Below are 19442 nucleotides of genomic sequence, written 5' to 3'. Positions count from 1 at the left end.
GCGGTAATTCGGCCGGGAGCTTTGTCGCCAATGGATATTTGTGGGCGGAAACGCCGGGAAAGTGCCGCATTTCGAGGCCGGGTGGGGGCGGGGCGGCCTTAAGGAAGATTTTACCATCCGGGCAGGCTGCGGTCTCTCCGTAGCGACCCACGCGAGCGGCCGGGGAGCCATTCGCAACGGGCGTGCTGGTTGATTTGTTGACGGGACCTAATCATTTGTACATTAGTACAAATGAAATCGTAACTATCGCTGCTGCGCAGCGGGCGTGCGTCGTTGTGCTCCAATGGCGCCGCCGGTCAGGCGGAAGAGCAGCCACGTTCTGGAGGAAAGCATGCAGCCCGAACCGATCCTCGATCTCGCCCATCTCGGCCACATGGAACTGCTGACGCCGAAGCCTGACGAGAGCCTGAAATTCTTCGTCGACGTGATGGGCATGACCGTCAGCGGGCAGAAGGGTGAGTCCGTCTATCTGCGCGGCTGGGACGATTACGAGCGCTATTCGCTCAAGCTCACGGCGTCGAAGACATCGGGCATGGGCCACATGGCGCTGCGCGCGCGCAGCCAGCAGGCGCTGGAGCGGCGCGTCGCCGCGCTGAAGGGATCCGGCTTCGACATCGGCTGGATCGACGGCGACATGGGGCAGGGGCCGACGTTCCGCTGCCGCGACCCTGATGGTCACATCGTCGAGCTCTATTACGAGACCGAATGGTATCAGGCGCCGCCGGAGCTCAAGCCCGCGCTGAAGAACCAGGCGCAGCGCTTTCCCGCCCGCGGCGTCAACGTCCGCCGCCTCGATCACCTCAACTGCCTCGCCGTCGACATCAAGGCCAACCGCGAGTTCTTCGAAAACTATCTCGGCTGCCGGCTCACCGAGCAGATCGTGCTCAATGATGGCCGCGAGGCGGCGATGTGGCTGACGATGTCGAACAAGAGCTATGACTTCGCCTATTCGCTCGACCATTCCGGCGTGCCGGGCCGCTTCCACCACGTCACCTACGCGCTCGACAGCCGCGAGGAGATTCTTCGCGCCGCCGACATCTTCCTGGAGAATGGCGTGCATATCGAGACCGGTCCGCACAAGCACGCGATCCAGCAGACTTTCTTCCTCTACGTCTACGAGCCCGGCGGCAACCGCGTCGAGGTCGCCAATGCCGGCGCGCGCCTCATCCTTGCGCCGGACTGGAAGCCGATCGTGTGGACCGAGGAGGAGCGCAAGAAGGGCCAGGCCTGGGGATTGAAGACAATCGAGTCCTTCCACACCCACGGCACGCCGCCGGTGGAAAATAAGCATGGATGAGCCTTAGCATGTGAGCTTGGCGGGTCTGAGCAAGCGCCTCGTCCTTCGAGACGACCGCTTCGCGGTCTCCTCAGGATGAGGCTAAGCGGTAGCTTTGCCTATCGAACTGCTGCCACGCACTCCGTCCTCATCCTGAGGGCCCGCCGCAGGCGGGCGTCTCGAAGGATGGCCGCAGGCGAGCTTCCAGACATGCCTTCTTTCGTCTTGTCTCAGTGGGTGGACGCCCGCACCCTTTCGATCGTCTCGCGGACACCGGTCCATGCCGGCTTGTCGGGTGCGAACTGCCGGCGCAGGAAGCTGACGAGCTCCTCGACCTGGGCGTCGCTCATGCTGTTTCTGAACGCCGGCATGTAGCCGAGATCGCTCGACGCCGGCTCAGTGATGCCGTGCAGGATCACCTGCACGAGATTGTCCGATGTCGCGCTGTGCAGATTGCTGTTGAGCGCGAGCGAGGGTCGGGTGCCGAACAGCGGCAGGCCGCCGACCTCGTGACAGACGGCGCAGGCGCCTTGATAGAGCCGCGCACCGGCTGAGGAGGCGACGGTGGCCTGTGTCGCGCTCTCGAGCCGTGCCGCAAGCGCGTCCGGCGTCTCGGTGGTACTGTCGTTGAATGAATTGAGATAGACGGCCATCGCACGGATGTCCTGGTCGGGCAGGGCCTTGAGATCCCGGACGATCGGCGCCATCGGGCCGGCGGCGACGCCGTGATAGCGCGAATGGCCGGTGCGCAAATAGGCGTAGAGCTCGTCCTCGCTCCACGGGATCGGCGCGTGCGAGAGCGAGGTCAGCGGCGGCGCTTCCCACCCCTCGGCAAAGCCGCCGGCGAGATAGGCATTGCGCTGCTCGGCGCCGAGCGCATTGCGCGGCGAATGGCAGGCGCTGCAATGGCCGAGGCTCTCGACGAGATAAGCGCCGCGATTCCAGGCCTCGGATTTGGCGGGATCAGGCTTGAGCTCTTTCGTCTCGTGGAACAGCGCATTCCAGCCCGCGAGCAGCGGGCGGAGATTGAACGGGAAGGCGAGTGTGTTGGCGGGTGCCGTCGCGCGCACCGCGGGCTGAGCCATCAGGTAGGCGTAGAGCGCCTGCAGGTCGGCATCGCCAGTCCTCGCAAAATGCGTGTAGGGGAAGGCGGGATAGAGCTGACGCCCGTCGCGATGCAAGCCATCGCGCATGGCGCGCTCGAAGGCGGGATAGGACCAGGCGCCGATACCGGTCTCGACGTCGGGCGTGATGTTGGTTGAATAGATCGTGCCGAACGGCGTCTGAAGCGCGCGGCCGCCGGCGTTGAGCACGCCGCCAATACTGGTGTGGCACTCCGCGCAATTGCCGAGCGCGGCGAGCTCTTGGCCGCGCGCGATCGTTGCCGCCGAATAGACCGACGCATCGGGCCGCGCGATCGGCGCGATGGCGCGTCCCGGCAAAAGCGCGGCGCCGATGCCGATCGCGGCGGTGCAGACGGCTGCGATCGTTGCGAAGATGCCGGCGCGCTTGGCGAACGGATTTTCCCAGATGCGAGACGGAGGCGGGGCTGCGGGCGCGGGCAGAGACTGCGGTCTCGCCGCTGCTTCGCCGTGCAATCCCTTGAGAATGCGCTCGGGCGTGAATGGCGGCTCGCGAAAGCGCACGCCGGTGGCATCGAAGATGGCATTCGCAATCGCTGCCGCGCTCGGCACGGACGCGGACTCGCCGACGCCGAGCGGCGGCTGATCCGGCCGTGGCAGCATCAAGACGTCGATCTTGGGCACGTCGGGGAAGGGGATGATCGGATAGGCGCCCCATTCGCGCGCCGCCACCGCACCGCGCTCGAATGAGACCTCCTCCATCAGCGCGCGGCTGGTCGACTGGATGACATTGCCGTGGATCTGGTGGCGCACACCTTCCGGATTGATCATCAGGCCGGAGTCCTGCCCGGCGACGACGCGCGTGACGCTGACGTCACCGGTCGTCTTGTTCACCGCGACGTCTGTCACCCACGCCGACCACGCCGCGCCATAGCCCGGAAACTTGCTGTGGACGTAGAGCGCATAGGCAAAGCCGCGGCCATGCACGACCTCGCCGTCCTTCTCCTCGCGAACCGGGCGCGGCGTCCAGCCCGCACGTTCGGCGACCGCATTGACCAGATCGACGGCGCGCGGATCCTTCAGATAGCGCAGACGATATTCGATCGGATCGACGCCGGCCTCGGAGGCGGCCTCGTCGATGTAGGATTCATGCGCAAAGGTGTTCGGCAACGCCGAGACGCCGCGGAACCAGGAGGCGCGCACGATCGGCGCCATGTCGTGGGCGACGACGCGCATGTGATCGTAGTCGTAAGGCGGGATCGCGGTGCGGTCGCCCATCTGGAGCACGGCGGGATCGGGCGCGATGCGGCCGGTGAGCAACAGCGCCAGCGTCGGCGCCGCGTTCGAGGGATAGCGCGTCGCGAGATCGTAGGCCGCGATGCCGCCGTCGGCATCGAGCCCGCCATTGACGTCGATGAGCTGCGCGGTGCCCTTGGGCTCCCAGGCATGCTCCTGCTCGCGGGTCAGCTGCACGCGCACGGGCCGGCCGACGGCGCGCGATAGCAGCAGCGCATCGGCGGTGACGTCGTCGGCGCAATTGCGGCCGTAGCACCCGGCGGCCTCCAGCCTGACGACCTCGATCTCGCTCTCGGGGCGTTCGATCAGCAGCGCCAGATCGCTGCGCAGCACGTGCGGGTTCTGCGTGCCGGACCAGACGCGGATATTGCCGTCCTGAAAATCGGCGACCGCGCAGGACGGGCCGATCGAGGCGTGCATCTGATAGGGCCAGACGTAAGTGCGCTGCATCGGCCTGGCCGCGCCGGCAATGGCAGCATCGACATTGCCCTTGTCGATCAGCGTGCGCGGCGTTGAGGGATTGGCGCGCAGCGCGGTCTCGACATCGGCGAGATCGGTAAGCTTTGGCGTCGGCTTCCAGCTCAGCTTGAGCTGTTCGGCGGCGCGAATCGCATTCTCCTCGCGCTCGGCAACGATGCCGACGAAATCGCCGATGTGCACGACGGCGACGATGCCGGGAATGTCGCGCACCGAGGATTCATCGACTGAGATCAGGCTGGTGCCGACGAACGGGCCGGCATCGACGCCGGCATAGGGCGGGCGCACCACGCGGCCGTGAAGCATGCCGGGCACGCGGATATCGTGGACGAACGTCAATTCGCCCGTTGCCTTGGCCGGCAGGTCGACGCGTGGGACGGATTGGCCGACGATGGCGTAATCGCCGACGGACTTCACAGTCACGTCGTCTTCGAGCTCGAGCCGGATCTCTTCGCCGCCGATCAGCTCGCCATAGCTGACGCTGCGGTTATCATGTCCGCGCACGAGTCCGTCTTCGATCTTGAGTTCGGCGGCCGGCAGTTCCAGATGTTCGGCCGCGCGTGCGATCAAGAAGTGCCTCGCCTGCGCCGCGGCTTTGCGCAAGGGAACGGCGGTGATCTGGATGGTCTCGCTCGCGATCGTCGCGCCCTGGTTCGGCACCACGGCCGTGTCGCCGAGCACGACGACGACGCGCGCAAAGGACACATCCAGTTCTTCAGCGACGATCTGGCCGAGCGCGGTGCGGATGCCGGTGCCGAGATCGACATGGCCGTTATAGGCCGTGACCGAGCCGTCCGCGGTGATGCGGACAAAGGTCTCGGATGTGATCTCGTCCACGGTGCGGACAACGACGAGCGAACCCGATTGGCGCTCAGCTTCGTTCGAAACAGGGGAGGCCATCAATCTGCGGCCTCGGTGCGCTGGCCCGATGCGCGCATCACCGCGCGCAGGATTTCGACATGCGTGCCACAGCGGCAGAGATTGTAGCGCAGCGCCGCCAGCGCCTCCTGCTCGGTCGGACGCGGGTTCTGCGCGAGCAGCGCCTTGGTGGTCATGATCATGCCGTTGAGGCAGTAGCCGCATTGCGCGGCCTGCTCGTCGATGAAGGCCTGCTGCACGACATCAGGCTTGTCGCGCGTGCCGAGGCCTTCGAGCGTCACGATGTCGCGGCCGGCGCAGCCGCCGATCGGAATCACGCAGGAGCGCGCCGCGGCACCGTCGATCAGGACAGTACAGGTGCCGCATTCGCCGAGACCGCAACCATATTTCGGGCCGTTGAGCGCGAGATCGTTGCGCAGCACATAGAGCAGCGGCGTGTCGCGCGCCGCGGTGATCTCGTGGATCCTGCCGTTCACGGTGAGGCGGATCGGTGTCTGCGTCATCCCTGGTCCCAAGCCCGCGTAGAATTCGATGTCGTGACGATACCGTTTGTACACAAACGTGCAAGCCGTGCATGTCGCACTGCAGCGCGATTGCCTTCTTTGTGGACAGAGCCGATAGGCAAATGAGGTTTTATGCGGCAGTCGCATCTTTTGCGCTGCACCGCCGCTTGACAGGCCCGGGGGACCACGCGCAACATCGTTCGTATACGAATGATAACGACGTCTCCGCTGGCCTGACATGGTGATGGAAACAACGAGCGCTGCCACCGACAAGATCCGCTGCGATGCCTGTCCGGTGATGTGCTACATCAAGCCGGGTGCCGCGGGTGCCTGCGACCGCTATGCTAACCACGACGGCAAGCTCGTTCGCGTCGATCCGCATGTGATCCTGGAGCGCACCGTCTCGCATGGAGGCAAGCTCGTTCCGTTCAGCCGCACGGAAGATTGGGACGGCAAGATCGTCCACGAACCCTCGACCTTCGTCACCGCGATCGGCGCGGGCACGACCTATCCGGACTATAAGCCGGCACCGTTCATCGTCTCCGCGGAGGTCGACGGCGTCGACATGGTGACCGTGGTCACCGAGGGCATCTTCTCCTATTGCGGCATCAAGGTGAAGATCGACACCGACCGCTATCTCGGGCCGGAGACCGCGACCGTGCGCGCGCAGGGCGAGGCGGTCGGCCATGTCACCACCAGCGAATATGGCTCGCAGATGCTGTCGCTCGGCGGCGTGCATCATCTCACCGGCGGCTCCAAGAAGGAGGGCCGGGTCACTTGCGACACGCTGATGGACCTCGCCAATTGCAAGGCGGTGGAGCTGACCATCGACGGCGGCGCGACCGTGGTGGTGCAGGCCGGCCAGCCGCCGATCGTCAATGGCGTGAAGGAAGAGCGCATGCGCGTCGGCTGCGGCTCGGCGACGATCGGCATGTTCGCCAAGCAATGGCACGGCAAGGTCGACGAGGTCGTGGTGGTCGACGACCACATCACCGGCGTGCTCTCGGAGCATCAGGCCGGCAAGCTGCTCGACATCGCCGACACCGGCATCAAGATGAAGGGCCGCCGCTCGACGCCCGGCCGCTATTTCCAGGTGGCCGATCCCGGCACGGGCTGGGGCGGCACCAACATCTCCGATCCGCTGGCGATCCTCGGGCCGTTCGATGCGAAGGAAGCCAAGCCCGGTCTCTCCATGTTGATGGTCTCCACCACCGGCGAGCATTCGTCCTATTACGTGCTCGACGAGGCCTTGAATCCCGTCGAGACCGAGATGCCGGCCGACCTGAAATTCTCCGTCGAGCGTATCCAGGAGAATTGCGAGCCGGCGCTGTGCACGGTGCTGTTCATGGCGGGTGCCGGCGGCTCGCTGCGCGCCGGCGTCACCGACAATCCGGTGCGGCTGACGCGCTCGGTGAAGGACGCGCTGACCCGCGTCACCAGCGGCGGCGCGCCGGTCTATGTCTGGCCGGGCGGCGGCATCACCTACATGGTCGACGTGACGCAGATGCCGGCGGGCGCTTTCGGCTACGTGCCGACGCCGGCGCTGGTTGCGCCGATCGAGTTCACGATGAAGCTGTCCGACTACGCCGCGCTCGGCGGGCACATGGATTATGTAAAGCCGCTCTCTGAGGTGCAGAACGGCGATGATGTCCGCCAGCTGCCCTGGCAGAACCCGATCCCGGGGCCGCGGGCATGACACGGCTCCCGCAAATCGCATTGCTGTCTGATGGCCGGCGGCTGCATTTGCAGGATGGACCGATTGATCTGATCGCGGAGGCGAGGGGGCGCGCGGACGCGGTACGCGCAGCTTACGAGGCTGCGGCGCAGCGTTTCACCGGGCTGCTCGACGAGCTCTGTGCGGAATTGCCGGGGCTGCGTGCACCGGCCGAGGAGGAAACCTCGCTGAAGGGCGTTGTCGCGCGCCGCATGCACGCCGCCGTCGCGCCCTATGCCGCTGGATGCTTCATCACGCCGATGGCCGCGGTGGCCGGCAGCGTGGCGGAGGAAATTCTGGGGGCAATGCTGGACGCCGCGACGCTCGATCGGGCCTACGTCAATAACGGCGGCGACATCGCGCTGCATCTCGGCAAGGGCGAGCATTTTGCCGTCGGCCTGATGGACCGGCCGGACCGCGACGGCGTGATGCGGACCATGAGGCTCAATTCAGATGATCCCGCGCGCGGCATTGCGACCAGCGGGCGCCACGGCCGCAGCTTTTCGCTCGGGATCGCCGATGCCGTGACGGTGCTGGCGGCAACCGCCTCGCAGGCCGACGCGGCTGCGACTGTCATCGCCAATGCCGTCGATCTGCCCGGGCATCCCGCCATCATCCGGAGGCCTGCGAACGAGCTTCAGCCCGACAGCGATCTCGGCGCGCGCCTCGTGACGCGTGATGTCGGCGAATTGTCTCACAATGAGAGCGCGGCCGCGCTGGAATCTGGCGCGGAATGTGCACGGCAATTGTTCGATCGCGGACTGATCGAAGGTGCCGTGCTGCGGCTTTGTGGTGATATGCTTGTCATCGGAACAAAGGATATAGAAGAGCAACGATCGCACCCGCTTGTGCTGGAGAACGCGGTCTGTGCCTGAACAGGGAAGCGAAACATGAGCGCGATCATCCGCAAGATCGTCACCGTCGTCGAAGAGACGCAGATGGAGATGGGCCGCCAGGTCTCGCCGCCGACGCGGCGTGCCGCTGCGATTGCCGTGATCGAAAATCCCTTTGCGGGGAAATATGTCGAGGATCTCTCGCCGTTGGTCGCGATCGGCGAGGAGCTCGGCGAACTCCTGTCGAAGCGCGCGGTGGCAGCGCTCGGCATCGAAGGCTCCAAGGCCCAGAGCTACGGCAAGGCCGCGGCCGTCGGCGAAAACGGTGAGCTGGAGCATGCCGCCGCCATCCTTCACCCCAAGATGGGCGCGCCGGTGCGCAAGGTTCTGGGCAAGGGCGCGGCGCTGATCCCGTCGTCGAAGAAGCGCAGCGGGCCTGGCACGACGCTCGACATTCCGCTGGGGCACAAGGACGCCGCCTTCGTGCGCAGTCATTTCGACGGCATGGAAGTGCAGATCAATGATGCGCCGCGCGCCAATGAGATCATGGTCGCGGTCGCCGTCACCGACAGCGGCCGTCCGCTGCCGCGCGTCGGCGGGTTGACGGTTGCGGAGATCAAGGGCGAAGACGGTCTGAGATAGAAGACGCAAGCGAGTTCAAAACTGGAGGTTGGGATGCGAGCAAGAAATTACTTCGTCGGCGCGGCCTTCGCGCTTCTGGCCGGCGGCATGGCCCATTCGGCCGTGGCGCAGGACATCAAGATCGGCGAGATCAACAGCTATTCGTTGCTGCCGGCATTCACCGAGCCTTATCGCAAGGGCTGGCAGCTCGCGGTGGAAGAGATCAACGCGGCCGGCGGCATCAACGGCAAGAAGCTGGTCGTCATCTCCAAGGACGACGGCGGCAAGCCGGCGGATGCGCAGACCGCTGCCAACGAGCTGGTCTCGAGCGAGGGCGTGGCGATGCTGACCGGCACGTTCCTGTCGAACATCGGCCTTGCGGTCTCGGACTTCGCCAACCAGAAGAAGGTGTTCTTCCTCGCAGCCGAGCCGCTGACGGACGCGGTGACCTGGTCCAAGGGCAACAAGTACACCTTCCGCCTGCGTCCCTCCAACTATATGCAGGCCGCGATGCTGGTGGAAGCCGCCAGCAAGCTGCCCGCCAAGCGCTGGGCGACCATCGCGCCGAACTACGAGTACGGCCAGTCGGCGGTTGCCGTGTTCAAGAAGCTGATGTCGGAGAAGCGTCCCGACATCCAGTGGGTCGACGAGCAGTGGCCGCCGCAGGGCAAGATCGATGCGGGCCCGGTGGTGCAGGCGGTTGCCGCGGCCAATCCCGAAGCGATCCTCAACGTCACCTTCGGTGCCGACCTCGTCAAGCTCGTGCGCGAAGGCAACACCCGCGGCCTGTTCAAGGGGCGCGAGGTCGTGTCCTTCCTGACCGGTGAGCCCGAATATCTCGATCCGCTCAAGGACGAGACGCCGGAGGGCTGGATCGTCACCGGCTATCCCTGGTACTCGATCAAGACGCCTGAGCACGACGCGTTCCTGAAGGCCTATCAGGCCAAGTACAACGACTATCCGCGCCTCGGGTCGATCGTCGGCTACCAGACCATCAAGTCGGCGGCCGCCATTCTCGCCAAGGCCGGCTCGACCGATCCGGAGAAGCTGATCGCTGCGGCTGAAGGTCTGTCGATGCCGTCGCCGTTCGGCGAGATCACCTTCCGCAAGATCGACCATCAGTCGACGCTTGGTGCCTACGTCGGCAAGACCGCGCTGAAGGACGGCAAGGGCGTGATGGTGGATTCGTCCTACAAGAAGGGTGCGGATTATCTGCCCAGCGACGCCGAAGTCGAGAAGCTGCGCCCGAAGGATTGATTTCTGCTGCCGTAGGGTGGGTTAGCCCTGCAGATGCGCAAAGCGCTTCTGCTGGGCGTAACCCACCACTTTCGGCGCCACACGAGAAAAGGTGGTGGGTTACGCTTCGCTAACCCACCCTACGACCTCACAACCCGGACCGCCGATGGCCTTTTACGTCGTACAGTTTCTGACCGGTCTCGCCAGCGCAGCGTCGCTGTTCCTGGTGGCGTCGGGCCTGTCGATCATCTTCGGCGTGACGCGGATCGTGAATTTCGCGCATGGCGCCTTCTACATGATCGGCGCCTATATCGCCTTCACGCTGACGGAGCGCCTGTCCGGCGCGTTCGGCTTCTGGGGCAGCATCGTGCTGGCCGCGCTCGCGGTGGCGTTGATCGGCGTGCTGGTCGAGATGGTGCTGCTGCGCCGCATCTATCATGCGCCCGAACTGTTCCAGCTGCTTGCGACGTTCGGCCTGACCCTGATGGTCGAGGACCTCGTCGTGCTGATCTGGGGTCCTGACGACCTCGTCGGCCGCCGCGCGCCGGGCTTCAAGGGCGCGATCGATTTCTTCGGCCAGAACATCCCGAGCTACGATCTGTTCCTGATCGTGCTCGGCCCGGTGGTGCTGGGCATTCTCTGGCTGCTGTTCCAGCGCACGCGCTGGGGCGTGCTGGTGCGCGCGGCGACGCAGGACCGCGACATGGTCGCCGCACTCGGCGTCAATCAGAAATGGCTGTTCACATCGGTGTTCGCCGTCGGCGTCTTCCTTGCCGCGCTCGGCGGCGCGCTCCAGATCCCGCGCGATGCCGTGCATCACGCGATGGATCTGCGCATCATCGTCGAGGTGTTCGTCGTCGTCGTGATCGGCGGCCTCGGCAGCATCGTCGGCGCCTTCGTCGCGGCGGTGCTGGTGTCGGAATTGAATGCCTTCGGCATTCTGATCTTTCCGAAGATTTCCATCATCCTGGTTTTCCTGGTGATGGCGGTGGTGCTGATTGTGCGGCCCTGGGGCCTGTTCGGCAAGCCCGAGGCGGCGGCGCGCAAGACGCCCGGTCTCACCGTCAATCCCTGGCGGCCGCTGACGTCGAACGAGCGGCTGGCCTCGCTGGCGGTGCTCGTCATCGCGGCGACGCTGCCGCTGTTCGCCGGCAACTACGCGCTGACCGTCGGCTCGGAGATCGCGATCTTCGTGATCTTCGCCGTCTCCTTGCATTTCCTGATGTCGGTCGGAGGGCTCGCCTCGTTCGGCCACGCCGCCTATTTCGGCCTCGGCGCCTACGGCATCGCCTTCCTCGCCAAGATGGCGGGACTGCCGATGATCGTGTGCCTGCTGCTCGGGCCGCTGCTCGGCTGCATGGGCGCGGCCGTATTCGGCTTCTTCGCCGTGCAGCTTTCCGGCGTCTATTTCGCCATGCTGACGCTCGCCTTTGCGCAGATCGTCTGGTCGATCGCGTTCCAGTGGGTGAGCGTCACGGGCGGCGACAACGGCATTCTGGGTGTGTGGCCTGAGAAGTGGGCGGCGAGCCCGTCGCATTTCTACTGGCTGGCGCTTGGTGTCGCCGCGCTCGTGACCATCGCCTTGCGGATCGCTGTGTTCTCGCCGTTCGGCTACGCTCTCCGCGCCACCCGCGACTCGGTGCTGCGCAGCGAGGCGATCGGCATCGACGCCAAGCGCATCCAGTGGACGGCCTTCGTGATCGCGGGCACGACTGCCGGCATCGGCGGCGCGCTGTTCGCTTACCTCAAAGGCAGCGTGTTCCCCGACAATCTCGGCATCTCGCTCTCGGTCGATGCGCTGGTCATGGTGCTGCTCGGCGGCGTCGAGACGGTGTCGGGCGCGGTGATCGGCGCCATCGTCTACAAGGCCCTGAACATCTGGCTGGTCAGCCAGACCGATCTGTCGAAGCTCGTGCTCGGCGGCTTCATCGTGCTGATCGTCGTCGTCTTCCCCAAGGGCATCGTCGGCATGCTGGAGATGCTGGCGCAGCGCCGCAGGAAGTCCTCGCCGCCGCGATCCCCCTTGCTTGCCAAGCCGATCGAGTCCGCCGAATGAGCGTTGCAGCCCCACTTCTCGCGGTCGAAGGCCTGACCAAATCCTATGGCGGCATCCATGCCGTGCGCGGCGTCTCGTTCTCGTTGCGGGCCGGTGAGATCCTGGCGCTGATCGGGCCGAACGGTGCGGGCAAGAGCACCTGCTTCGACATGCTCAATGGCCAGAACAAGCCTGACAGCGGCCACGTCCGCCTGCTCGGCGAGGAGACCACCGGCAAGAAGCCACGCGAGATCTGGCGGATGGGCGTCGGGCGCACCTTCCAGATCACCGCGACCTTCGCCACCATGACCGTGCGGGAGAACGTCCAGGTCGCGCTGATCTCGCACGGGAAGCAGCTGTTCAATCTGTTCGGCTCGGCGCCGAAGTTCGACCGCGGCGAGGCCGGCCGGCTGCTCGAATTGGTCGGCATGGGTGGCTATGCCGATCGTCCGTGCGGCGAGCTCGCCTATGGCGATCTCAAGCGGCTCGAGCTTGCGGTGGCGCTCGCCAACCAGCCGAAATTGCTGCTGATGGACGAGCCGACCGCCGGCATGGCGCCGCGCGAACGGGTCGACCTGATGCGCCTGACCGCAAGCATCGCGCGCGAAAAATCGATCGGCGTGCTCTTCACCGAGCACGACATGGATGTCGTGTTCGAGCATGCCGACCGCATCATCGTGCTCAACCGCGGCACGCTGATCGCCGAGGGCTCGCCGGCCGAGGTGCGCGGCAATCCGCAGGTGCAGGCGGTCTATCTCGGCGAAGGCCTCGTTTACGATGCCCGCCACCGCGAGGGAGCATCGACATGAAGCTCACGGTGCAGGACCTCAACAGCCATTATGGTCCGGCGCATATCCTGTTCGACATCGGCTTCGAGGTCGGGGAGGGCGAGGTGGTGGCGCTGCTCGGCCGCAACGGCGCCGGCAAGTCGACGACATTCCGCTCGATCGTCGGCCTCGTGGCACAGCGCTCCGGCCGCATCATGTTCGAGGGCAAGGACGTCTCGGCGAAACCGACGCATGAGATCGTGCGCGAAGGCCTCGGCTACGTGCCGGAGGAACGGCGAATCTTCACTGATCTGACGGTGGAGGAAAACCTCGAAGTCGGCCGGCAGCCCAGGCGGCCCAACGCGCCGCACTGGACGCGCGAAAAGCTGTTCACGCTGTTTCCCAATCTCGGCGAGATGAAGAACCGTCCGGGCGGCCGCATGAGCGGCGGCGAGCAGCAGATGCTCACCATCGCGCGCACGCTGATGGGCAACCCGTCGCTGGTGCTGCTGGACGAGCCCTCGGAAGGCCTGTCGCCGAAGATCGTGGAGCAGATGGTCGACGCCATCCTGACCATGAAGAAGGAGGGCGTCAGCATTGTCGTCTCCGAACAGAATCTGCACTTTGCGCGGTTGATCTCCGATCGCGCCTACATCATCGAGCGCGGCCGCATCTGCTTCGGCGGCACCATGGCCGAGCTCGACGCGCGTCCGGACATCCGCGACGCGCATCTGTCGTTGTGAAGGCAAAGGGAAGGGCAGCGGACGGATGGCGAGAAGCGTCGCGGCGAAGAAGAGCGTCAAACCGGCCAAAGCACTTAACAAGCCGCCTTACGTGCTCGACGAGCAGGTCGGCTTCATCCTGCGCCAGGTCTGGCAGCGTCACAGCTCGATCTTCTCCCGCGACATCGGCACCAATTTGACGCCGACGCAATGGGCGGCGTTGTCGAAGCTCGCCGAGACCGGTCCGTGCTCGCAGAACCAGCTCGGTCGGCTGACGGCGATGGACGTCGCGACGATCAAGGGCGTGATCGACCGCCTGACCGCGCGCGGCCTCACAGAGACGAGCCAGGATCCCGAGGACGGCCGGCGGCTGCTGGTGAGCCTGACCCGCGCCGGTCAGCAGCTGGCGGAGAAGCTCGCGCCGAATGCGCTGGCGATCACCCGCGAGACGCTGGCGCCGCTCGACGCGAGGGAGCGCGAGACGCTGATGGCGCTTCTCAATAAGCTGAGGTGAACGACACCGTCATTCCGGGACACGCGCGTAGCGCGTGAACCCGGAATCCGGAGATTGTTGCGCGAGATTCTCAGGTGCGCCAGTGCGCACCATAGTTCGCGCTCACGCGCGCCCCGGAATGACGGCAAGTGCCGTCACTTCGCCACCACCTCCGGCACCTTGCCGGCCGGGGGCGTATTGCGGCTGCGTTGCGTCCGCACGATGCCGTCGATGATGGTCATGCCGATGCCGGGGAGGTCGCCGAGCTGGACGCTCTCCAGGATGTTCTTGCCGGGCGAGTGCTGGGCCTTATCCATGATGACGAAATCGGCGGAGCGGCCGACCTCGATCAGGCCGCAATCGAGCTCGCGCATCCGCGCGGTGTTGCCGGTGGCAAGGCAGAACGCGAGTTCGGCGGGCAGGTCGCCGAGCGAGGACAGCATCGAGACCATGCGCAAGATGCCGAGTGGCTGCACGCCGGAGCCGGCGGGCGCATCGGTGCCGAGGATGACGCGGTGCAGGTCGCCCATCTCGCGCGCGGTGCGCAGCGTGAACAGGGCCGAGCGCTCATTGCCGTTGTGCACGAGCTCCAGGCCGCGCTTGCAGCCCTCACAGATGCAGCGGATCTGGTCGTCGGGCAACGCGGTGTGGCCGCCATTGATGTGGCCGACCACGTCGGTGTCGGCCTCCAGCACCACGTCCTTGTCGATCAGGCCGGAGCCGGGGATCGAGGGGCCGCCGGTGTGAATGGTGCTCTGGATGCCGTATTTGCGCGCCCAGCCGACCATTTTCCGCGCGGTGGGGCCGTCTTTCACGCCGCCAAGGCCGACTTCGCCGAGCAGCTTGACGCCGTTGGCGGCCATCTCCTTGAAGTCTTCCTCGACCATCTCGCATTCGATCACCGGCGCGCCGGCGTGAACCTTCACGCCGCCCGGACGCAAGGTCCAGAACGCGCGCTGGGCGAACACCGCCATGGCCTTGAGGCCGACGACGTCGCGGGGCCGGCCGGGCATGTGGACTTCGCCGGCCGAGATCATGGTGGTGACGCCGCCATGGAGATAGCTGTCGATCCAGTTGATCTGGTTCTGCCGCGGCGTCCAGTCGCCGGCGACGGGATGGACGTGGCTGTCGATCAGGCCCGGCGCCACCGTGGTGCCGTGGGCGTCGACGATGGTGGTGGCGCCTTCGATGTTGACGTCCTTGAAGCGGCCGATCGCGGTGATCTTGCCGTTCTCGGCGACGATGGTGTCGCCGTCCAGGATCGGCTTTTCCAGGGCGCCGGACAGGATCAGGCCGATGTTGCGGATCACCAGCTTCGAGGGTCCGGTGGCCTGGGGTGCGTCATGCGCCATGGAAGGGGCTCCTTATTCCTAACTGCAACGCTTCCGATCTTGGGCAGCCTTGACCGCGGGATCAAGCCGGATTATTCATTAGTATACGAATGATCGTGTACAAACGACGCATAGCTGACCGCCTTGGAACCGCAAGCAAGCGACACGGAAGGGTGAGATGAGCAATTTCAATCAGGAAAGCGTTTTGAGCGTCCACCACTGGACCGACACGCTGTTCTCCTTCAAGACCACCCGCAGCCCGACCTTCCGCTTCCGCAACGGCGAGTTCACCATGATCGGGCTCAAGGTCGGCGAGAAGCCGCTGCTGCGGGCCTACAGCGTCGCCAGCGCCAATTACGAGGACACGCTGGAGTTCTTCTCGATCAAGGTGCCGGACGGCCCGCTGACCTCGCGGCTCCAGCATCTGAAGGAAGGCGACGAGATCATCGTCAGCCGCAAGGCTACCGGCACGCTGGTGATCGACAATCTGGAGGAGGGGCGCAACCTCTACCTCATCGGCACCGGCACCGGCCTTGCGCCGTTCCTGAGCGTGATCAAGGACCCCGAGACCTACGAGCGGTTCGAGAAGGTGGTGCTGCTGCACGGCTGCCGCCACGTGAAGGAGCTCGCCTATGGCGAGATGATCACCGAGCATCTGCCGAAGGACGAGCTGCTTGGCGAGTACATCCGCAATCAGCTGATCTACTATCCGACCGTGACTCGCGATCCCTTCCGCAATCGCGGCCGCATCACCGACCTCATCACGTCGGGCAAGCTGTTCACCGATATCGGCCTGCCGGCGCTGGAAGCGGCCCATGACCGCGTCATGATCTGCGGCAGCCCGGCGCTGGTGGCGGATACTCGCGTGCTTCTCGGCGAGCGCGGCTTCGTCGAGGGCAATCACGGCGAGCCGGCCCAGTTCGTGGTCGAAAAGGCCTTTGCCGAGCGCTAAAGCGTTTTCGAGCGAAGTGGATATCGGTTCGCGTAAAGAAAACGCGTCAAGAATAGGAATCTAGACCCCGTTCCGGGGCTCCAGGCACGAAATTTCTGCGCGAGAAGATCGTATTTTCGCCACCGCCGGGGCGTTGCAGCGCCGATTCGGCGCACGATACTATGTGGGACCGAATCAGCGGAGTTCCCACATGGTTGCGGACAGCGACAGCAACATCGCCTGGCACCGGGTTCAGTTGAAGAAGAACCGCGCCGAGTTGAAGGCGCTGGAGACCGCGCGCTTCACGATGGGCGAGATCGCCACCTCGAAGCGGAACGGCCAGACGCAGAAGACGATCGCGGAACTCAAGCGCAAGATCGCGCAGTCCGAGCGTGCCATCGCCGATTACGACAAGCGCACGCGCCGACCGCTTGGCACTGACCTGCAAAGCCTCAGCAATGGCAGCTGGAGCCATTGGGACTCCTATACCAACCAGCAGCAGCGCAAGACCGGGCAGCGTTCGCCGGGTCGCGGATAGGGCGATCTTCGCCTCGCGCCGGTTCCGGCCCTTGCGCGCCGCCGCGCGCACACCATCTGGTTGAGGCGCCAACCATTACGGTGATCCCATGGCACCGCGCCTCGATTTCACCAGCGAGGCCTTCTTCCGCGATCCGCCCAAGGCGATCGCGACGCTGCGCGCATCTGGCCCGGTGGTCGCGACGCGCTTTCCCCTGGTCGGCGAGGTCTGGATCACCACCACGCATGACGCCACCGCAGAGGTCCTGAAGGACGGCGGGACTTTCACGTTGCGCAAGGAAGATGGCGATGTCGCCGGCCTGCGCTGGTGGATGCCGAAATATGTCAAGACCATCGCCAACAACATGCTGACGATGGATGAGCCGGATCATACGCGGCTGCGCAGCATCGTCGATGAAGCGTTTCGCCGCCGTGCGATCGTGGCGATGGAGCCGCGCATTGGCGCCATTGCGGACGAGCTTGCCGGCGAGCTGTTTGCCGGCGGCAGCCCTGCCGACCTCGTCCAGCGTTATGCCCGTCTGCTGCCGCTGTCGGTCATCTGCGAACTACTGGGCCTGCCGACCGCCGATCGCCCGAGGTTCATCGCCTGGGCGAATGCGATGTCGTCGCTGACAAACGCCCTCAGTTTCTTTCGGTTGCTGTTCGCGTTCCGCAAGATGCGACGCTATCTTGAACAGCAGTTGCAGATCGCGCGCGTGCAGGGCGGCGAGGGCCTGATCGCCGAGCTGGTTCAGGTCGAACGCGAGGGCGGGCAGATCACGCCGGACGAAATGGTGTCGATGGTGTTTTTGCTGCTCGCCGCCGGTTCGGAGACCACAACACATCTCATAAGCGGTTCGGTCTATGAGTTGCTCCGGAATCCGGCCTTGCGCGACTGGCTGGAGCAAGACCGCAGCCGCATCGCTCTCGCCGTCGAGGAGTTCCTGCGCTTCGTCTCGCCGGTGCAATTCTCCAAGCCGCGCTATGTGCGACGGGACACCGTGGTCGAGGGCGTGCCGCTGAAGAAGGGCGATCGGGTCATGGTCATGCTCGCCGCGGCGAACATGGATCCGGCGGTGCACGACCAGCCGGAACGTCTCGATCTCGCGCGCAAGCCGAACCGCCACATCTCGTTCGGGACGGGAATCCATTTCTGCCTCGGCCATCAGCTCGCGCGGATCGAAGCGTCCTGCGCGCTCGCGGCGCTTCTGGAACGATGGCCGAAACTCGGTCTGGCCATCGATCCCGCGCAGGTTCGCTGGCGCAGGCGCCCGGGGCTGCGCGCGATCGCAAAGCTTCCCGTCGTGGCGGATGGTGCTGGAACGCCGGGGATCGCGTCAGATTCTGCACGATCCGATCGTTCCCTCGCTGCCGCGAGCTGACGTCCGCGCTTCTTCGGAAAATCGTCGCTGGTTGCGATCGGCCAGGAACGGTCCGCGGTTCTTCCTGTTGTCAGCAAGGACCTCGGGAGCGGCGATGAGTTCCTGGCCGCTGCTTCTTCTTTGCAGGAGAGAGGGACATGACCAGCAAGATGCCACCTGTTCCGCCCCAGAACCAGAGCCGGAAGGGAACTGGCGACAGCAAGCAGATGTCGGCCGATCAGACACCGCACGGCCAGCAACGCACGCAGAACCCGGACCAGCAGGGCCAACAAGGCAACATCAAGCAGAACACGACCAATCAGGGTTATCAGCAGGACCGCTGAGGAGGGCGACACTTCATGTCGACATCCACCAAGACACCGAACAGCATTCGTCAGGGCGGCCCCGGCGCATCGCACGAGAACGCCAAGGCGCCGCTGGAGATCAAGAAGCCGCCTGCCGACGATCCACAGCGAAGCCACAGCCGCGTCTCGGGTGGCGGAGGCGAGCACGACTCCCATCACACGCACGACACGGCCGGCAAGGGGGGAGGCAGGTAAAGACGGGAGACCCAGCATGCAAGGCAAAAAGACCCATGAGCAGCAGGTACGCATTCTCGAGCGCAAGCCTGATCTCCCCGACGCACGGGAGCTGGATCAGGCCTTGGCAGGCAACCCTAAGGACACGGCCGCTCACCACACGCGGGCGCAGGCACGACAGAGCGAATTTCCGGTGAGCCGGGGCGGTCTCAATCAGGAGAGCGACCACAACAAGCACAACAATCCCGGACAGAGCGGCCACAAGCCGCCAAAACCGACGCCGGCGCAACAGAAGCACTGAGCCTTCGCAAGACCACTGCAAGAGGAGAGAGCGATGCCAGGTGGGCATGGCAGCAAGACGCATTTCAGGTCCGGCATGCATGGAAAGGGCGACGGCACCGGCGCCATGACGGAGGTGACCAAGGACAAGATCGGCGACAACATGGTGCTGTCCAACCGCGACAAGGCGCAGCATTCGGACATTCGCGGCATGGACGGCAAGTCCATCCAGACCGAACAGTATCAAGATCATGCGGCCAACCGGCTCGACGAGGAGCCGGGGACCGACAAGGCTTGAGAGGGGTCCTCCCGACCAACTGCAGGGCTATCGCATATGAAGAAGTGTGGCGGATAGCTCTCCCGCAGCCGATCCTTCGAGACGCCCGCCGATGGCGGGCCCTCAGGATGAGGGCGGATAGCGTGGCGGCAATTTCAACGGGGGCAAATGCTGCTTAGCCTCATCCTGAGAGCGTGAGAATGATTCGCTTTTGTCGGGCGAGTTTCACCATAATAGGCGAGAAGGCAGCGAGCGTGGGCGATGCGGTTGAGGC

At 65.1% G+C, this 19442-nt stretch carries 19 protein-coding genes; 16 read left to right on the top strand and 3 right to left on the bottom strand.

Features of this window, described 5'->3' with window-relative positions; all coding sequences use genetic code 11:
* Positions 1-331 precede the first annotated feature (331 nt).
* The gene (locus GGD63_RS14745; RefSeq protein ID WP_183243131.1) at positions 332-1297 is read left to right on the top strand and encodes a catechol 2,3-dioxygenase; all 966 of its coding nucleotides are present in this window, start codon (positions 332-334) and stop codon (positions 1295-1297) included.
* A gap of 209 nt (positions 1298-1506) precedes the next feature.
* On the opposite strand, the gene GGD63_RS14740 is transcribed toward GGD63_RS14745, so the two are convergent.
* A complete protein-coding gene (locus GGD63_RS14740) occupies positions 1507-5031 on the bottom strand; it encodes a molybdopterin cofactor-binding domain-containing protein (RefSeq protein ID WP_183243129.1) in 3525 nt (1174 codons plus the stop codon).
* Positions 5031-5513: a (2Fe-2S)-binding protein gene (locus GGD63_RS14735; protein ID WP_183243127.1), complete on the bottom strand. Its 483-nt coding sequence runs from the start codon at positions 5511-5513 to the stop codon at positions 5031-5033. The genes GGD63_RS14740 and GGD63_RS14735 overlap by 1 nt, the downstream gene beginning before the upstream one ends.
* Positions 5514-5751: 238 nt before the next feature.
* Here GGD63_RS14735 and GGD63_RS14730 point away from each other — a divergent pair, with 238 nt between their 5' ends.
* The 8 genes from GGD63_RS14730 to GGD63_RS14695 all read left to right on the top strand — a co-directional run bounded on the left by GGD63_RS14730 (position 5752) and on the right by GGD63_RS14695 (position 13955).
* The gene (locus tag GGD63_RS14730) at positions 5752-7209 is read left to right on the top strand and encodes a 6-hydroxynicotinate reductase (RefSeq protein WP_183243125.1); all 1458 of its coding nucleotides are present in this window, start codon (positions 5752-5754) and stop codon (positions 7207-7209) included.
* Positions 7206-8102 carry a UPF0280 family protein gene (locus tag GGD63_RS14725; protein ID WP_183243123.1) on the top strand — a complete coding sequence of 299 codons (897 nt, stop codon included), beginning with the start codon at positions 7206-7208 and terminating at the stop codon, positions 8100-8102. Before GGD63_RS14730 ends, GGD63_RS14725 begins: the two co-directional genes overlap by 4 nt.
* 15 nt (positions 8103-8117) lie before the next feature.
* Positions 8118-8702: an amino acid synthesis family protein gene (locus tag GGD63_RS14720; protein ID WP_183243121.1), complete on the top strand. Its 585-nt coding sequence runs from the start codon at positions 8118-8120 to the stop codon at positions 8700-8702.
* A gap of 33 nt (positions 8703-8735) precedes the next feature.
* Positions 8736-9938, top strand: coding sequence for an ABC transporter substrate-binding protein (locus GGD63_RS14715; RefSeq protein ID WP_183243119.1), 1203 nt, complete (start codon positions 8736-8738; stop codon positions 9936-9938).
* Between the two features lie 145 nt (positions 9939-10083).
* Positions 10084-11973 (top strand): ABC transporter permease, encoded by a 1890-nt coding sequence (locus GGD63_RS14710; RefSeq protein WP_183243118.1) that lies wholly within the window; start codon positions 10084-10086, stop codon positions 11971-11973.
* Positions 11970-12761, top strand: coding sequence for an ABC transporter ATP-binding protein (locus GGD63_RS14705; RefSeq protein WP_183243116.1), 792 nt, complete (start codon positions 11970-11972; stop codon positions 12759-12761). Before GGD63_RS14710 ends, GGD63_RS14705 begins: the two co-directional genes overlap by 4 nt.
* On the top strand, positions 12758-13462 hold the full coding sequence (locus tag GGD63_RS14700) for an ABC transporter ATP-binding protein (RefSeq protein ID WP_183243114.1): 705 nt from the start codon (positions 12758-12760) through the stop codon (positions 13460-13462). The genes GGD63_RS14705 and GGD63_RS14700 overlap by 4 nt, the downstream gene beginning before the upstream one ends.
* 25 nt (positions 13463-13487) lie before the next feature.
* Entirely contained in the window at positions 13488-13955 is a 468-nt protein-coding gene (locus tag GGD63_RS14695; RefSeq protein WP_183243112.1) for a MarR family winged helix-turn-helix transcriptional regulator, read from the top strand.
* Between the two features lie 134 nt (positions 13956-14089).
* Here GGD63_RS14695 and GGD63_RS14690 read toward each other — a convergent pair whose 3' ends face one another.
* Positions 14090-15286 (bottom strand): amidohydrolase family protein, encoded by a 1197-nt coding sequence (locus GGD63_RS14690; RefSeq protein WP_183243109.1) that lies wholly within the window; start codon positions 15284-15286, stop codon positions 14090-14092.
* Positions 15287-15443: 157 nt separating this feature from the next.
* Here GGD63_RS14690 and GGD63_RS14685 point away from each other — a divergent pair, with 157 nt between their 5' ends.
* The 7 genes from GGD63_RS14685 (at position 15444) to GGD63_RS14655 (ending at position 19189) form a co-directional block, all read left to right on the top strand.
* Positions 15444-16217, top strand: coding sequence for a ferredoxin--NADP reductase (locus GGD63_RS14685; RefSeq protein WP_183243107.1), 774 nt, complete (start codon positions 15444-15446; stop codon positions 16215-16217).
* Positions 16218-16407: 190 nt separating this feature from the next.
* Positions 16408-16734, top strand: coding sequence for a hypothetical protein (locus GGD63_RS14680; RefSeq protein WP_183243105.1), 327 nt, complete (start codon positions 16408-16410; stop codon positions 16732-16734).
* 88 nt (positions 16735-16822) lie between these two features.
* Entirely contained in the window at positions 16823-18094 is a 1272-nt protein-coding gene (locus GGD63_RS14675) for a cytochrome P450 (RefSeq protein WP_183243103.1), read from the top strand.
* A gap of 137 nt (positions 18095-18231) precedes the next feature.
* The gene (locus tag GGD63_RS14670; protein WP_183243101.1) at positions 18232-18417 is read left to right on the top strand and encodes a hypothetical protein; all 186 of its coding nucleotides are present in this window, start codon (positions 18232-18234) and stop codon (positions 18415-18417) included.
* Between the two features lie 15 nt (positions 18418-18432).
* Positions 18433-18633, top strand: coding sequence for a hypothetical protein (locus tag GGD63_RS14665; RefSeq protein ID WP_183243099.1), 201 nt, complete (start codon positions 18433-18435; stop codon positions 18631-18633).
* A gap of 16 nt (positions 18634-18649) precedes the next feature.
* The gene (locus GGD63_RS14660; protein WP_183243097.1) at positions 18650-18913 is read left to right on the top strand and encodes a hypothetical protein; all 264 of its coding nucleotides are present in this window, start codon (positions 18650-18652) and stop codon (positions 18911-18913) included.
* Positions 18914-18946: 33 nt separating this feature from the next.
* Positions 18947-19189: a hypothetical protein gene (locus GGD63_RS14655; protein ID WP_183243095.1), complete on the top strand. Its 243-nt coding sequence runs from the start codon at positions 18947-18949 to the stop codon at positions 19187-19189.
* Positions 19190-19442: the final 253 nt, after the last annotated feature.

Origin of the sequence: Bradyrhizobium sp. cir1 (assembly GCF_014198245.1) — a bacterium.
In the GTDB taxonomy this organism is placed as follows: Bacteria; Pseudomonadota; Alphaproteobacteria; order Rhizobiales; family Xanthobacteraceae; genus Bradyrhizobium.
This window is presented reverse-complemented; position numbering and strand designations above follow the sequence as displayed.

What these genes read in the sequence shown, in the direction of transcription:
- GGD63_RS14720 (WP_183243121.1), top strand. Translation starts at nt 8,118, where the DNA reads ATGAGCGCGATCATCCGCAAGATCGTCACCGTCGTCGAAGAGACGCAG.
- GGD63_RS14670 (WP_183243101.1), top strand. Translation starts at nt 18,232, where the DNA reads ATGACCAGCAAGATGCCACCTGTTCCGCCCCAGAACCAGAGCCGGAAG.
- GGD63_RS14705 (WP_183243116.1), top strand. Translation starts at nt 11,970, where the DNA reads ATGAGCGTTGCAGCCCCACTTCTCGCGGTCGAAGGCCTGACCAAATCC.
- GGD63_RS14675 (WP_183243103.1), top strand. Translation starts at nt 16,823, where the DNA reads ATGGCACCGCGCCTCGATTTCACCAGCGAGGCCTTCTTCCGCGATCCG.
- GGD63_RS14660 (WP_183243097.1), top strand. Translation starts at nt 18,650, where the DNA reads ATGCAAGGCAAAAAGACCCATGAGCAGCAGGTACGCATTCTCGAGCGC.
- GGD63_RS14715 (WP_183243119.1), top strand. Translation starts at nt 8,736, where the DNA reads ATGCGAGCAAGAAATTACTTCGTCGGCGCGGCCTTCGCGCTTCTGGCC.
- GGD63_RS14745 (WP_183243131.1), top strand. Translation starts at nt 332, where the DNA reads ATGCAGCCCGAACCGATCCTCGATCTCGCCCATCTCGGCCACATGGAA.
- GGD63_RS14730 (WP_183243125.1), top strand. Translation starts at nt 5,752, where the DNA reads ATGGTGATGGAAACAACGAGCGCTGCCACCGACAAGATCCGCTGCGAT.
- GGD63_RS14680 (WP_183243105.1), top strand. Translation starts at nt 16,408, where the DNA reads ATGGTTGCGGACAGCGACAGCAACATCGCCTGGCACCGGGTTCAGTTG.
- GGD63_RS14725 (WP_183243123.1), top strand. Translation starts at nt 7,206, where the DNA reads ATGACACGGCTCCCGCAAATCGCATTGCTGTCTGATGGCCGGCGGCTG.
- GGD63_RS14665 (WP_183243099.1), top strand. Translation starts at nt 18,433, where the DNA reads ATGTCGACATCCACCAAGACACCGAACAGCATTCGTCAGGGCGGCCCC.
- GGD63_RS14710 (WP_183243118.1), top strand. Translation starts at nt 10,084, where the DNA reads ATGGCCTTTTACGTCGTACAGTTTCTGACCGGTCTCGCCAGCGCAGCG.
- GGD63_RS14695 (WP_183243112.1), top strand. Translation starts at nt 13,488, where the DNA reads ATGGCGAGAAGCGTCGCGGCGAAGAAGAGCGTCAAACCGGCCAAAGCA.
- GGD63_RS14685 (WP_183243107.1), top strand. Translation starts at nt 15,444, where the DNA reads ATGAGCAATTTCAATCAGGAAAGCGTTTTGAGCGTCCACCACTGGACC.
- GGD63_RS14690 (WP_183243109.1), bottom strand. Translation starts at nt 15,286, where the DNA reads ATGGCGCATGACGCACCCCAGGCCACCGGACCCTCGAAGCTGGTGATC.
- GGD63_RS14655 (WP_183243095.1), top strand. Translation starts at nt 18,947, where the DNA reads ATGCCAGGTGGGCATGGCAGCAAGACGCATTTCAGGTCCGGCATGCAT.
- GGD63_RS14740 (WP_183243129.1), bottom strand. Translation starts at nt 5,031, where the DNA reads ATGGCCTCCCCTGTTTCGAACGAAGCTGAGCGCCAATCGGGTTCGCTC.
- GGD63_RS14735 (WP_183243127.1), bottom strand. Translation starts at nt 5,513, where the DNA reads ATGACGCAGACACCGATCCGCCTCACCGTGAACGGCAGGATCCACGAG.
- GGD63_RS14700 (WP_183243114.1), top strand. Translation starts at nt 12,758, where the DNA reads ATGAAGCTCACGGTGCAGGACCTCAACAGCCATTATGGTCCGGCGCAT.